The sequence below is a fragment of the Gemmata palustris genome (assembly GCF_017939745.1).
Taxonomy (GTDB): domain Bacteria; phylum Planctomycetota; class Planctomycetia; order Gemmatales; family Gemmataceae; genus Gemmata; species Gemmata palustris.
Window position 1 is genome coordinate 3,240,850 of record NZ_JAGKQQ010000001.1, and the last position, 14,427, is coordinate 3,255,276.

Genomic DNA, 14,427 nt, shown 5'->3' on the forward strand with positions numbered 1-14,427 from the left:
TCGCGCACCCGGGCCGGACCGAGTCTTCCGAAGTTACCGGGTCGGGCGCAGGTCCCACACTGTACCGCGCCCGCGGTTCGGGGTTAACACCAGATCGGTTCCGCGCGATTACGGCTTGCCCGGGACGGGCAGCGCGCCCGAACCGGCCGGGGCGCCGCCGACCGGGGGCGGGCCGCCGGTGGAGGGGGCGGAAGCGGCCGGGTCGGTGACCAGCTTGCTGACGTCCACGGGCTTGCCCTGGGCGTCGGTCGGCTGGTACCAGACGTTGAGGGTCTTCACCACCACGCCGGTGATGTCCGCGTGCGGGGCCACGTAGAACGGTTGGGCCGCGGGCGGCTTCAACTTGAGTTCCTTGATGTACGGGCTGTTCAGCTCCTCGCTCGACACCGCGTCCGGGTACGCGAACACGATGTGGTAGCCGTTCATCTCGGCGGTCTTGTCCACCACGGTCTTGATCTTGTCGTACAGCTCCGAAATGATCTTGCTCGCCTCGTCGTTGAGCGTCTTGTTGATCTTCCGGTCCTCGTCCTCGATGGCCCGCTGCAGGGCGAGCATGCGCTGCGCCTTGGCTTCTTTTTCCGGGTGGTTCGGGTTGGCCGTGAGGTCCTTCTGGTGCCCGAGGTACTCGCCCCGCAGGTTGAGCAGGTACTTGGACAGTTCGCCCTTCTTCTGGTTCAGCAGGTGAACCTGGTACTTCGCCTGGCCGAAGTCGCGCATGACGCCGGCCATGTTGAAGACCGCGATCGTCGGGCGCGTGGCCGGCGCGGCCGGTGCGCCGCCGGGCGCGGGCGCGCCGCCGGCCGGGGGTTGGGCGTGCGACGCGCTGGTGAGGTACACCACGCCCGCGATGCCGAGGGCCGCCGACAGGAACATGAACGTGCGATTCACTCCTCAGTCCTCCTCTTTGTCCGCTACCGGTTGTGCGGGGGTTCCGGTCCCCGCGGCTGTACCACACCGGCCGTCTTGCGAGCGCTGTAAGCGGTAAAGCCGGGCGAATCCTCGCCTTCGGCGCTCCCACTCACATTCCCCTCAGGTGCCGTGGCGAGCGTAGATACCCAATCACTTGGGGGGCGTCAATGCTAACGGGGTACGTGTCCGGTAACGGGAATTCGTGCGGTCGGGGGGCGTTCGGCGGGGCGGGTCCGCGAACAGCTTAATCCGGCGCGTTCGGTTCGGTCGATGGCAAAAGGTCGGGCTTCGCACCCGGGACGGTCCCCATGAAAATGGCAATGCGGTTGTTGGCCCCTTTTTCCGCGCTGGTGGCCGGTGGAACGGCGCTCTTACTGTTGGGCGGGTGCGGGTCGAGCGCGCCCCCGCCCGTCCCGGCGACGGTGCGCGGGAAGGTGATTCTCAACGGGCACCCGGTGGCGGGCGGGCTGGTGGTGTTCACGCCGCACCCGGAGCGCGGCGGGAGCGGGAAGTCGGCGTTCGCGGAGACCGGCGCCGACGGCTCTTACGCGCTGCAACTCAACCGCTCGAGCGCCATTCCGCCGGGCTGGTACCGCATCTCGCTGGCCCCTCCCCCACCCGCGAGCGCGAGCACGGAGGCGGAACCGGCGCCGGTGTTCCCGACGAAACTGTCGCGCCCGGACCTCTCGGGCCTGGAGCGCGAGGTGCAGGCGGGCAAGGAGCACGTGTTCGAGTTCGTGGTGGACGTGCCGAAGGAGTGAGGAACAGAAAAATGCACAGGGCTTCCGCCCTGTGCTACGAACGCCGGCCCCTCCGGGGCGGAAGACCAGAACCATCAATCGCCGTGGAGAAGCTACGGAAACCGGCCCCTCTGAGCCGAAGCCCAACGCCTTCAATGCCTTTCCGCCCTGGAGGGGCCGGCGTTCGTAGCACAGGGCGGGAGCCCTGTGCCTCCCCTCCCCTTACTCGTACCCGTAGCGCCGGATCACGTCGCCCCAGCGCTCCGTGACGAGCGCGCTCTCGGCGTCCGTCGTCCGGAACTTGTTCGTCTCGTAGTTCGCGTTCTGGCGCTGGTACTCCTCGATCCGCGGGCGCACCGCGTCGAAGTCCCCGAGGTTCAGGGTCGCGTAAACTTTCTGCAACTCGCTGACGGGGTTGCGGACCAGGTCCTCGTACCGCAGTTCCGCGAAGTGCCCCTCTTTAAAGAGGGGGCGCGCGTCTTCGAGCCGGTCGTAGATCACCCGGAACTCGCGCAGCACCTTTTCTTCAAGCCCCGTATCGGTCGGCGTTTGCAACCCGTGGCTGCGGCCCAGCGACCGCCAGAGGTTGACGGTCGAGGGGAACACCGCGCGCGGGTTGCGGACGATGTGGACGAACTTCGCGTCCGGGAACAGTTCGAGCAGCACCGGCACGCGGGCCGTGTGCGGCGGCGACTTCAGCACGAGCTGCTTGCCGGTCCGCGCGGTCACTTCCTTCAGGAACCGCACGAACACGCGCTTCCATTTCGCCAACTGCTGGGGCGAGAGGCCCGACAAATCGAGCGCGCCGGTGTCCTTCGGCACCCGGGCCGGGAACGCGAAGTCGGTGTACGTGGAGGGCACCCCCATGAGCGCCAGTGCGAACTCGTCTTCCTGCGGGCGCTCCCAGCCGAACGGCATGTTGTCCATCGGGCGCTTGTCGGGCAGCATCCACTTCCCGTAGCGCTTGAAGAATTGATTGGTGAGCAGCGCGTGGTGCGGGTTGAAACAGTCCTGCATGTCGGGGAAGCCGAACTGCGCGTCGCGAATCATCAGCTCGTGCAGGAGCGTGGTGCCGGTGCGCCAGTGGCCGATCACGAACACCGGCGGCTTCTCGATCACCGTTTCGCGCACGCGCTCGCCGTACCGGGCGTTGAGCATCCACCGGAGCGCCGCGTTCATTACGGAATTGACGGATACGATGGCCGCGATGTACCAGTACGGCGCCTGCACCGCGAACCCGTTGTCCCGCAACAGTCGCATCCAGGTGAAACAGTCCATCCCCTCCCAGACGCGCGGCGACCACTCCCGCTTCGGCGCCTTCGCCGGGGCCGGGCGCTTCGGGTCCGGGGCGCGGCCCGGTTCGGTAACGGAATCAGCAGCGCTCGCGTTCTGGGGCATCCCGGTCCTTCCTCCTCGGCGCGACGATCCGCGTGTATTCAAGTGAAGCGATTCCGCGCGCAACGACAACCGGGCTTTATTTTGAGTTCCACGTTCCAAGTTCCAGAGTTCCTAAGAACAAGTCCGCCGGGGCCTTTTTGTCACCGATTGTGGCGCCACCCGCTCGTTAAACGCGCGGTTCGCGGGGCCTTTTTGTCGCCGATCGCCGGGTAGTGTCTTGATTGTGGCGCCACCCGCTCGTTGACACTCGCGGTTCGCCTGAGCCTCGGGCGAACCGCGAGTGTCAACGAGCGGGTAGTTTTATCCGGTACTCTTTGGCCACCTCCGCGATTGTTCGGGACCGCGGTTCCGGGTAGATTCAAAGTCGAGCAATCAACCGACAGGAACAGGACGGGCCGATGTCGAAGTCGAAGCCGAACCCCGCACCCGGCGCCGAACCCCCGGCGTACACGGTCGTCGCGCGGAGGTACCGGCCGCAGCAGTTTTCCGAACTGATCGGGCAGGAGCACGTCGCCAACGCGCTCGTCAACGCGCTCAAGTCCGGGCGCGTCGCGCACGCTTACTTGTTCACGGGCGCACGCGGGGTCGGCAAAACCAGCGCCGCCCGCATCCTCGCCAAAGCCCTCAACTGCATGAAGGGCGACAAGGCCACCGCCACCCCGTGCGACGAGTGCGACAGTTGCCGCGCCGTGATGACCGGCGACGACGTGGACGTGCTGGAGATCGACGGCGCGAGCAACAACAAGGTGGAGGAGGTCCGCGACCTGCGCCAGAACGTCGGGTTCCGCCCGGCGCGCGGCCGGTACAAGATCTACATCATCGACGAAGTCCACATGCTCTCCACGTCCGCGTTCAACGCGCTGCTGAAGACGCTGGAGGAGCCGCCCGAGCACGTCAAGTTCATCCTCGCGACCACGGAAGTGCAAAAAATACCGATCACGATCCTGTCGCGGTGCCAGCGGTTCGACTTCGCGCACGTCGGGCCGACGAAAATCTTCGACCAGCTCAAGCGCATCGTCGAACGCGAGGGCCACCCGGCCGACGATGACGCGCTGCGGATCGTCGCGCGGCGCGCGGCCGGGTCCATGCGCGACTCGCAATCGCTGCTCGATCAGCTCCTCGCCTCGGCGCCAGGCAAACTCACGGCGGAGCAAGTCAGCGCCGTTCTGGGGACCGCGGCCGATCATCGCGTGATCGACCTCGCCCGCGCGATGCTCGGGGGCGACCCCAAAGGCGCGCTGGACCTCATCGCGTCGTGGGTCGAGCGCGGGCTGCAGATCGGGGAACTCGTTGACCAGCTCGTGGAATACTGGCGCGCACTGATGCTCGTGAGTTGCGGCGGAGCGGAAGTGCGCGAGCTGCCCGTTTCATCCAACCAATTTGAAGCGGTGAAGACGCAAGCCGCGAGCGTTTCTCTCGATACTATTCTTGCGGGCCTGGAAGTGTTGACCGCCACAAAAGCGCGAATGCGCGGCAGCCCCTACACGCAGGTGCTGTTGGAAATGGCGGTCGTCCGCTTGTGCCGGATCGGGGACCTCCGGTCGCTCGACCAACTGGTGCAAGCGCTGACGCAGCCGGGGGTACAATCTCCCGTGGTTGCTGCGGGGACGGGCACTCAGCCACCTGCACGGGCAGTTACAGCGCCAGCGGGTGGTGCAAACGACGCTGCAAAAAAAAACGGCCCCCTGATGGCGGCGCTGACGGCTAAAGCGGCCGAAAGCGTTTCTCCTAATGCCGCCCCGTCCACCGTTGCGCTCAGCGAAATGACCCTTCACGACGTGTGGGATCGCTTCTACCGCTACGCCGGTGAAAAGTACCCGATCCTGGCTAAACACCTTAATTATGTCAGTTCGTATGCAATTTTGGGGCCAAATTCCCTAGTAATCCGCTTCCCCCCAAGCTATAGTGAAGCACAAGTCGCATGTGCGACCGAGACCGGAGCCCTGCGGCTCACGGACGCGATGAAGCGGATCACCGGCCAGGCGATCACGCTGCGGTTCGAGCCGGACCGGGCGAACGGCGCCCGGCCGCTGGTCGGGGACACGCAACCGTCGACCGCGTCGCGCGGGGACGTGAAGCAGTTGCTCCCCTCGCTCCCGATGTTCAAGAAGGTGTTCAACGTTTTCGGCGGGCAGATCCGGCAGGTGGACGACGACTTCAACCCCTTTGCCCCGCCGAAGCCGGTCGAGACCAAAGACAAAGACGAGACCGATACCGACGAAGGGTGACGCCATGTTCAAGGGCCTCGGATCGATGCTGAGCCTCCTGGGGAACCAGGGCAAAATTCAGGAAGAGATTCAGAAGTTCCAGGCCCAGGTGGGGCAGATCACCGCGGAGGCGTCGTCCGGCGCCGGGTACGTGACCGCGAAAGTGAACGGGCGCATGGAAGTGCTCAGCGTCCGCATCTCGGACGACGCGCTGAAACTCAACGACCGCGAGATGCTCGAGGACCTCGTGACCGCGGCCGTGAACCAGGCGCTCACGAAGGTGCGCGCCCAGCTCGCCGAAGAGAGCGCGAAGATGGCCGCGAACATCGGGCTCCCCCCCGGGATGCTCGGGGGCGGCGGGTTCCCCGGCATGGGCTGAGATGTGGCCGTGTTTAGAGGTGTGGCTTGTGTTTTTGCCCTCTCCCCTTGCGGGAGAGGGTGGTGAGGCTTTGCGAACCGGGTGAGGGGTAACCTCCTGCATCAGGAAGCAACCCCTCACCCCGCCGCGAAGCGCGGCGACCCTCTCCCGCAAGGGGAGAGGGCAAAAAACACCCCGGCCCGCGAGAAGGCGGCTGCAAGGGGAGAGGGCGAAACCCGAAGAGGGCCGGTGAGCGGAAGATGAGGCCGACGCCCTGACCTGTGCCACTGCCCCCGCGATCACGACACCCCGGAGGCCCGTTCATGCTCGCGTTCATTGTCACGCTCCGCAGCGGCCGGCGCTACACGATCCAGGCCGAGGAGCTGCGGTCCAGTTCCGACAGCTACATCGAGCTGCTCGGGCCGTCGACGGCGGTGGCGCTCCCGGGGGTCGTGGCGCTCTTCGACCGGGCCGACGTCGTGTCGGTCGTGGCGCGCGAGCACCTCGTGTCCGAGGAACCGGGCGACGCGATTCCCCACACGGTCACCCGGGCCGACCCGATCCCGTTCTAACATCGTGACAGAACCCGGGGCGCGAGCGCCCGAAGGAGATGGCGGACGTGTCCGAACCGGCAGGCGTGATCGCGGGGCTGCTCGAGGAGCTGACCAAGCTCCCCGGCATCGGTCCCAAAAGTGCCGAGCGCATCGCGCACTTTTTACTCGCGGGCGACCGCCGGCACGCGGTCGAACTCGCTCAGGCGCTGCAGGCCGTCGCGGACCGCGTGCGCCCGTGTAGCGAGTGCTTCAACCTGACCGACGGGACGTTGTGCCCGATTTGTGGAGACCCGAAGCGCGACGCGGGGTTGTTGTGTGTAGTGGAAACGCCGCGCGACGTGAACTCGTTCGAGCGCGCCGGTAACTTTCGCGGGCTGTACCACGTCCTGGGCGGGCGCCTGGCCCCGCTTGATGGGATGGGGCCGGACCGGTTGACCTTCAGTGCGCTGGTGGCGCGCGTGACACGCGGCGGGGTGCGCGAGGTGATTCTCGCGACCAGCCCGACGCTCGAGGGCGACGGCACGGCACTGTTCGCGTCCACGGTTCTGGCGCCGACCGGGGTGCCCGTCACGCGATTGGCACGGGGATTGCCTAGCGGTAGTTCTCTGGAACTCGCGAACGCACAAATGCTGGCCGAGGCACTCGACGGGCGCCGAACGTTTTAAGCAGCCCGGTGCGCAAACTGGCGCACCGGAGGCGCCCCGATGAAAACGTGCTCCCGCAAGCGCCGAACGTGAATCCGGTATCCGTGAATACGCACGGGTTAGTTGGTAGATTCGGGCCGAGAGGATTTGGCACGCACGATGGTGCCCCGCGTGTGACCCACGCACGATTCTTGAGAGGGAACCGATGAGCGGTCTTGGAATGAGAATGGATCTCCGCGTCCGTCAGGACCTGCGCCAGGTCCTGGCCCCGCGCATGATCCAGTCGATGGAAATTCTCCAGTTGTCCATCACGGACCTCCAAGCGAAGATTGATGAGGCGCTCCAGGAAAACCCGTTCCTGGAACTGAAGGAGAAGCTCGGCGAAGTGGACGAGGTGGCGCCGGACTTCAACCCGGACGCGCCGCTGAAGCACGACGAAACGGGCGACCTGGAGTTCAGCCGGCTGGAGGAGCTCAACCGCGACTGGGACGACCACTTCAACGAGGAGCACCGCGGGAGCCGGGCGTCGATGGAGGAGGACGGCGACCGGAAGCTCGAAGCGATGGCGAACATGCCCGATCGCGCCCCGTCGCTGCAGGACTACCTCGCGGACCAGATCGGCGAACTGGAAATCGACGAAGAGGAGCGGGGCCTCGCGCGCCACATCTGCAGCTTCGTGGACCGCACCGGGTACCTCGGTGCCCGGCTCAAGGTCCGCAAGGGCAAGGAGCGCGAGGAGCCGGACGACGAGGACAAGGACAAGCCCCGGAAGAAGAAGCCCGACGACGAGAACGACGAGGAACTGTACAGCGACGTGTTCCGCACCGTGCCATTGAGCGAAATTGCCTCGCTCTACGACGGACAGGTGACCGCCGATGACGTCGAGGACACGCTCGTCCACATCGTGCAGAAGCTCGACCCGCCCGGCGTCGCGGCCCGCGACCTCAAAGAGTGCCTGCTCCTCCAGATCCCGCCGGACTCGCCGCTGGCCGACGCGATGCGCGTCATCGTCCGCGACCACCTCGAGGACGTCGGCGCCAACCGCATCCCGGTGATCCAGAGGGCCACGCGGTACGAGCTCTCGACCATTCAGGACACGATCGCGGCGATCCAGCACCTGGACCCGAAGCCGGGGCTCAAGTTCTCCGATTCCGGCACGCGGTACGTGATGCCCGACGTGGTGGTGGAGCGCGCCGACGACAGCGAGTACACGGTGCGCCTCACCGACGAGTGGGTGCCGCGCATCCGCGTGAGCAAGCGCATCGTCGATCTGTGCAAGCGCCAGGACCTGGCCGAGAGCGTGAAGGAGGAGCTGCGCAAGAAGCTCCAATCGGCCGACTGGCTCGTGAAGGCCGTGGAGCAGCGCCGCAACACGCTGCTCAAGGTGACGAAGGCGATCATCGACCACCAGCGCTCGTTCCTGGACTACGGCCCCGAGCACATCCACCCGCTGAAGATGCAGCAGATCGCCGACCTGGTGAAGGTCCACGTGACGACCGTGAGCCGGGCCGTGGACGACAAGTGGGTGCAGACCCCGCGCGGCGTGTTCCCGCTGAAGCGGTTCTTCGGGGGCGGCAAGGCCAACAACCAGACCGGCGAGGACGTGGCCTACGAGGTGATGAAGCAGAAGCTCCTCGAGCTCGTGTCCAACGAGGACAAGGCGAACCCGCTCTCGGACGAGGAACTGGTTACCCAACTGAAGGCCGACGGGTACCCGGTGGCGCGCCGCACCGTGACCAAGTACCGCAAGATGCTGAACATCCCGAGCAGCCGCCAGCGCAAGGACTGGTCGCTCTCGCCGACGACCACGTGAGCGCGAGCGCGCGAGACCCTTTGCTTCCGACCCCGGTCCGCGGAACGCTCCGCAGGCCGGGGTCGTTTTTTGTCCCTCCCCCGATGCTGGTGTTTTTTGCCCTCTCCCCTTGCGGGAGAGGGTCGCCGCGCTTCGCGGCGGGGTGAGGGGTTGCTTCCAGATTCAGGGAGAACCCCTCACCCGGTTCGCAAAGCCTCACCACCCTCTCCCGCAAGGGGAGAGGGCAAAACCCGAAGACCACCGCGCAATAACGTGCGGCCGCGGTATCGGTCATGCTGGGAGCGAGAGGGTGACCAATGACCGAATCTGAGTGGCTGATGTGCGATGATCCGCGGCACGTGCTGGAATTGGATGACATTGAGATGAGCGAGCGAAAGTTAAGATTGTTTGCCGTGGCATGCTGCCGCCGGATCTGGGGATTTGCGAGCGACGAGCGGAGCAAAGGCGCGGTTGAGGTGGCTGAGAGCTTTGCGGAAGGTGTAGTAACCCAGGAGCAGCTCATCGAAGCGGCTAATAATGCCTGGGACGCTTCTGAGGAGGCTCTCGGGACGAAGGCCGCTGATCTTACTCATGGCTTTGCTGCGGCTGCGACTTCTGATGATTTCTTCGGCCCAGCGCTCGTAGCCGCCGGGACGTCTTCTCACTATGCCACGAATGCGATCGCTACTCTCACCGTAGCCGATGGGCCATCCGATGACGCATGGCGGTCGGCGAAAACAATAGAGGCAGCGGCACAGTCTGTCTTGCTCCGTGATATCTTCGGCAATCCCTTCCGCTCTGTGCCCTTCTCCCCCGCGTGGCGCACCTCAACGGCCGTCGCACTGGCGGCGCAGATGTACGAGTCGCGTGACTTCGGCGCGATGCCCATTCTGGCCGACGCGCTCCAGGACGCGGGGTGTGACAGCGCCGACATCCTGGAGCACTGTCGCGACGCGAGCGCACCGCACGTGCGGGGGTGCTGGGTCGTCGACCTCGTGTTGGGCAAGGAGTAGGTGCGCACGGGGTTCCCAGGGTGCGCCCGCGTTGCGGTCGACCCTGGGCTGAGTAATCTAACCCCTTCGGGGTAGAAATCCGGCCACGGGACATTGATGATGCGCCATTTCCCCGGACGTGCGGCCCCGGGGTGATTTTGGTTTGTACCCCGAAGGGGTTGTACATCTCAGCCCAGGGTCGACCGCAACGCGGGCGCACCCTGGGCCCCCCGCGCGCACCCCGGGAACAAACAGGCGGCACCCCGGGATCTCCATGCGCACCCCGGGAAGCCCGTGCGCACCTCGGGGAACAGCGCGGGCGCGACGGCACCTCATGGGGGAACCGATGACCGAAGCCGAATGGCGGACCGGCGACAACCCGGAGGTTCTGTTCCAACTGCTCCGGGGAAGAACCAGCGACCGGAAGTCGTACCTTTTTGCCGCCGAGTGCTTCTGGCGCCTCAGCCGCATGATCCCCAGCCCCCGGCAACGCGAGGCCCTGGCCGTGCTGGAGAAATGGGCGGAGGGGACCGCGACCCCGGCGGAGCGGGCCGCAGCCGCGAAGGGCGTGCGCTTCGGGTGCTACGAGTTCCTGTCCCGGATCGCGATCGAAGGCCCGGCGTCGGGGGACGATCCGCACTTCGTCGGGCTGATGCTGTACCGAGAGTTAGTCCGTTCCTCACCGGCCGTTCACGCCCTGAGCGCGTCGGCGGGTGTGGTCGATCGGTTGGAGGAGCAGGTCCGGCAATCGGAACTGGTGCGCGAGATCTTCGGCAATCCCTTTCGCCCTGTGGCTTTCTCTTCCGAGTGGCGCACCTCCACCGCCGTGGCGCTCGCGGCGCAGATGTACGAGGCGCGCGAGTTCGGCGCGATGCCCATTCTCGCGGACGCGCTCCAGGACGCGGGCTGCGACAGCGCCGATATCCTCGACCACTGCCGCGACGCGAGCGCGCCCCACGTGCGCGGGTGCTGGGTCGTGGACCTGGTGCTCGGGAAAGAGTAGTTTCGCGGAAGAGCGTTTCACCGCAGAGGGCGCGGAGAGCGCGGAGGAAAGGCAAGAACGGTTCAATTCTTGTTCGTCTCTTTTTCTCCGCGCGCTCTCGTGCCCTCTGCGGTGAAATCCTCTTCACTCACCCTCAGCCGAACAGCGCGGCAATCGACCCGGCCGCGCGGAGCACCCCGCCGGTCACCGCGGAGATCTGCTCGACCGCGCCCACCCAGCGGCCCACGCGCTCCTTGCTCGGGTCCGGCTTGGCCATCTCCTTCTCGATCTTCTCCACAGTCTCCTGCGCCTCTTTGTGGTCGTCCGGGTCCAGCTTCTCCGAGGCGAGTTGCGCCAGCGCCGCCTTCACGATCTCCTTCAGCTCCTCGCCCGATGTCGCGCTCGGCGGCAACTGCTGGCGGATGGTGGTGATGATCTGCTCGGCCGTCACGCTCGCCCCGCGCCCGATCGCGCTGCCGCTGACGTTGCCCGTGATGTTGATCTTGTCGCCCATGTTGCTCTCCTGATGAGGTTGATGAATGTCCCGGGCCTTGTAAATCTCGGCGTTCCCGTGAATGTGGTACACGTCACCACCGTCGGGCGCCAGGTTCCGGGGTTCGTCCCGCTTCGCACGCTTGCGGGCGCTCGCACGCAGGCGCTGGAGGAGCGGTTCCGGTCCCACTCCGGCGAGCAGTTCTCGCACGCTGAACAGGACGCTCGTGCCCGGGCACGGCACCCGGGGCACGTTCGTGCGCTCGCAGGTTTCCAGGAACTCGAAGTCGAACGCGGCGCCGGGCGCGCCCGGGATTTCCACCGGGATCCTGGCGAACACGTCCGCGCCCGGGGCCAGTTTGTTCAGGTCGTGGACCGCGGCGAAGTGCTCGCGCACCACGGCCAGGGCGCTGCGGCGCACCAGCTCGGGGCCGCGCACGGTGATCTCGAGCCGGCGCTCGTGGGGCTCCATCTTTACGAGCACCTCGCACCCCTGGATGCCGAGCACGACCCCGTTGAGCCACGCGATCCGCGGGCGCGTCAGGTGCCGGTGCGCGAACACGACGAACCGGGGCAGGAGCCCGCGCGCCGGGGGGTGCCGGTACTCGTAGCGGAACCGGAGCAGCCCGGGCGCGTCCCACCCCGGGAGCGCGGGTTCGGCGACGTGGAACTGGTTCGGCACCAGGTAGTGGTCCGCGGGCGCCGGGAGCCGGAAGCTGAGCCCGAACCGCTCCATCATCTCGGCGATGAACGGCCACCGCTCGGGCGGGTAATCTTTCGGCGCGAGCCCGGCGAGCAGCGCGCCGAGTGCGCTCACGGCGAACTCGCCCCCGGCCGCCACCACGTCCGGGTGCGTGAGGACGCGGTACACGGCGGTGGTGAGCCAGTTCGGGTCCAGGAGCGTGGTGTCGTCGTACTTCACGACCACGCCGATCCGGTCGAGCAGTTCGAGCAGGTTCTTTTGCTCGCGCCGGTCGGTGATTTTCTGCGCGCGGCACTTGTTGCGGAACGTTCGGGTGTTCAAGATCGACGCCAGGCGCGCGGTCTTGGCCAGTTCCTCTTTCACGTTGAAGTAGCTCTGGGGGAACTGGTCCCGGACGTGCGGCAACTCGGCCCGGATCACCTCGACGACGGCCCGGCGCAGTTCGTCGATGCCCCGGCCCTTGAACTCGGCGCGGCACGAGGTGCGGACGAACCGCTTGATGACCGGGAACTCGCGCTTGAGGCGGTCCTCGTCGATCTGGAGGGCCTGCTGGCCCTCGCTCTTGTTGACGACGACAATGACGGGCACGTCCTCGATGGTGCGCGCGCGGATCGAGCGGAGCCACCCTATGAGGTGCGCCTCCTGCTCGGTCTCGTTCTCCTTTCGGGCACTGAGGACGACGAGGTACAGGGAGCGCGCGGTGAGGAAGAACTGGTGCGTCTCGTACAGCACCTGCTGGCCCCCGAAGTCCCACACGTTGAGCCGCAGCGGTGCTCCCCCGGCCGCATCCCGGTTGACGTCCCAGCCCTTCACGTCCACGCCCTCGACGATCTCAACGCCCGGGGTCTTGGGGGTGTCCTTGCACGGCTTGTTGGTGACCAGGAAGTTGACGAGCGATGTTTTGCCGACGGCCTCGTTCCCGACGAGGATCAGTTTGGCCTCGTTGAGCGTGCGCTGGCCTTCGTCGCGCCCCCGAAAGTAATGGTCCAGGATGGCGCGCGGGTTCCTCGTGTTTCGAGTCAGTTCATCCGGGAGTTCGAGAGTGGGAATGTTACTCACGTCCAGGAAGCACAAGCGGGGTAGTTCACGCAGGGCGAACGGAAGGCTCACCAACCGCGTGCCCCTGAGATCCAAAAGTTCCAGATCGCGAAGCCGCGCGATGCTTCGGGGTAGAACGGTTACCTTGTCACAGCCGGCGAGGTTGAGGGTGGTGAGTACGGTGAGCTCGTCGGCGATGGCTTTCACCCCCGCGTCCGTGACCTGCTTGCAGCGATTGAGGTTGAGGGCGGTAAGCGCGGGGAGCTTGTCGGCCAGGGCCTTCACCCCCGCGTCCGTGACCTGGTCGCAGTACGCGAGGTTGAGGGCGGTGAGTGCGGGGAGCTTGTCGGCCAGGGCCTTCACCCCCGCGTCCGTGACCTGGTCGCAGGCGTTGAGGTTGAGGACGGTGAGCGCGGGGAGCTTGTCGGCCAGGGCCTTCACCCCCGCGTCCGTGACCCGGTCGCAGGCGTTGAGGTTGAGGACGGTGAGTGCGGGGAGCTTGTCGGCCAGGGCCTTCACCCCCGCGTCCGTGACCTGGTCGCAGTACGCGAGGTCGAGCGTTGTGAGTGCGGGGAGCTTGTCGGCGAGGGCCTTCACCCCCGCGTCCGTGACCTGCTTGCACCAGGTGAGATTGAGGGCGATGAGCGCGGGGAGCTTGTCGGCCAGGGCCTTCACCCCCGCGTCCGTGACCTGGTCGCAGGCGTTGAGGTCGAGCGTTGTGAGCGCGGGGAGCGTGTCGGCGAGGGCCTTTACCCCCGCGTCCGTGACCTGCTCGCACCAGGTGAGATTGAGGGCGGTGAGCGCGGGGAGCTTGTCGGCGATGCCCCGGAGATCGGTATCGGAGAGCTCGCGGGAGCCGCTGAGATCCAACCGGGAGAGATTCTTCAGGCGCAATGCAAATATCGTGAGGCCGCCCGTGGTCCAGTCCGCATCGTCGCTCTGTATGCGCAGTTCTTCCACCGCCGAGAACGAATCCGCGGCGCGGGCCAGGTCCGCGAAGTTGCTCTCGGTTAGCCCCGGCAGCGCGAGGACCGGGCCGGGGTTCTTGCGGTATTCGTCGAGGATGCGTTCGACTTCGGGCGAGGGCATGAGTGGCTCCGCGGGTGCGAGCTGCTGATGGTACCGCGCTACGTGCGCGCCTGTCACACCAATTCGCGCGGGTCAACGTTGTGACGGGTCGTTCGAGCGCGGGTGGGAACTGGTCCGTCACTTCGGGCGGCACATTTCGTGTTTTCACCTTGCGCCCTTTACTGATCGCGTGTATAATTACTTTGAAGTGGGCGACCGCGCAGCATGGTGCGGATGAGGCGCGCGAATGCTAACCGTTGTGGGTAATGGGAGCGGATTTTCGCGCTGCGCGAGGCCGAAATGTGAGTCGATGTTAGCACCCCGCGCGGGTGTCCGAAGGGGACCAAAACGCCGAAAGCCTGGAAGCAGAAGGGGTTCGTGAGATACCGCCCGGTTCGCCACCCGTACCGGCCCGAAATGTTAGCGAATGTTAGTCGTAGCGGGCCAACGAGCCGCGACCGCAAGGGAACGGGCGCGGCTCCCCGGGTTACCTTGAGATCACCTGAGTGCGGGCAGTGCCTCTCGCTCCCTCGCGGTCGCGGCTCGTCAA

11 protein-coding genes are annotated in these 14,427 nt (G+C 66.2%); 8 read left to right on the forward strand and 3 right to left on the reverse strand.

What is annotated here, in order from left to right; genetic code table 11:
* Positions 1 to 108 precede the first annotated feature (108 nt).
* Positions 109 to 888, reverse strand: a complete 780-nt coding sequence (locus J8F10_RS13165; RefSeq protein ID WP_210654264.1) for an OmpH family outer membrane protein — start codon at positions 886 to 888, stop codon at positions 109 to 111.
* Between the two features lie 329 nt (positions 889 to 1,217).
* Between J8F10_RS13165 and J8F10_RS13170 the strand changes: the two genes are divergently transcribed.
* Positions 1,218 to 1,670 carry a hypothetical protein gene (locus J8F10_RS13170; protein WP_210654265.1) on the forward strand — a complete coding sequence of 151 codons (453 nt, stop codon included), beginning with the start codon at positions 1,218 to 1,220 and terminating at the stop codon, positions 1,668 to 1,670.
* A 201-nt stretch (positions 1,671 to 1,871) separates the two neighbouring features.
* Here the strand turns inward: J8F10_RS13170 and J8F10_RS13175 are convergent, their stop codons facing one another.
* Entirely contained in the window at positions 1,872 to 3,047 is a 1,176-nt protein-coding gene (locus J8F10_RS13175) for a sulfotransferase family protein (RefSeq protein WP_210654266.1), read from the reverse strand.
* Between the two features lie 398 nt (positions 3,048 to 3,445).
* Between J8F10_RS13175 and dnaX the strand changes: the two genes are divergently transcribed.
* From dnaX to J8F10_RS38805, 7 genes are all read left to right on the forward strand, one after another.
* A complete protein-coding gene (gene dnaX, locus J8F10_RS13180; RefSeq protein WP_210654267.1) occupies positions 3,446 to 5,275 on the forward strand; it encodes a DNA polymerase III subunit gamma/tau in 1,830 nt (609 codons plus the stop codon).
* 4 nt (positions 5,276 to 5,279) lie between these two features.
* Complete coding sequence (locus J8F10_RS13185) at positions 5,280 to 5,633, forward strand: YbaB/EbfC family nucleoid-associated protein (protein ID WP_210654268.1); 354 nt, start codon at positions 5,280 to 5,282, stop codon at positions 5,631 to 5,633.
* A gap of 302 nt (positions 5,634 to 5,935) precedes the next feature.
* A complete protein-coding gene (locus tag J8F10_RS13190) occupies positions 5,936 to 6,184 on the forward strand; it encodes a hypothetical protein (protein ID WP_210654269.1) in 249 nt (82 codons plus the stop codon).
* A 38-nt stretch (positions 6,185 to 6,222) separates the two neighbouring features.
* Complete coding sequence (gene recR, locus J8F10_RS13195) at positions 6,223 to 6,831, forward strand: recombination mediator RecR (protein WP_210654270.1); 609 nt, start codon at positions 6,223 to 6,225, stop codon at positions 6,829 to 6,831.
* Between the two features lie 205 nt (positions 6,832 to 7,036).
* Positions 7,037 to 8,623 carry an RNA polymerase factor sigma-54 gene (gene rpoN, locus J8F10_RS13200; protein ID WP_246523249.1) on the forward strand — a complete coding sequence of 529 codons (1,587 nt, stop codon included), beginning with the start codon at positions 7,037 to 7,039 and terminating at the stop codon, positions 8,621 to 8,623.
* A gap of 296 nt (positions 8,624 to 8,919) precedes the next feature.
* The gene (locus tag J8F10_RS38800) at positions 8,920 to 9,615 is read left to right on the forward strand and encodes a hypothetical protein (protein ID WP_246523253.1); all 696 of its coding nucleotides are present in this window, start codon (positions 8,920 to 8,922) and stop codon (positions 9,613 to 9,615) included.
* Positions 9,616 to 9,940: 325 nt separating this feature from the next.
* The gene (locus J8F10_RS38805; RefSeq protein WP_246523261.1) at positions 9,941 to 10,597 is read left to right on the forward strand and encodes a hypothetical protein; all 657 of its coding nucleotides are present in this window, start codon (positions 9,941 to 9,943) and stop codon (positions 10,595 to 10,597) included.
* 133 nt (positions 10,598 to 10,730) lie between these two features.
* Here the strand turns inward: J8F10_RS38805 and J8F10_RS13215 are convergent, their stop codons facing one another.
* Positions 10,731 to 13,898, reverse strand: a complete 3,168-nt coding sequence (locus tag J8F10_RS13215) for a COR domain-containing protein (protein ID WP_210654272.1) — start codon at positions 13,896 to 13,898, stop codon at positions 10,731 to 10,733.
* Between the last annotated feature and the right edge of the window lie 529 nt (positions 13,899 to 14,427).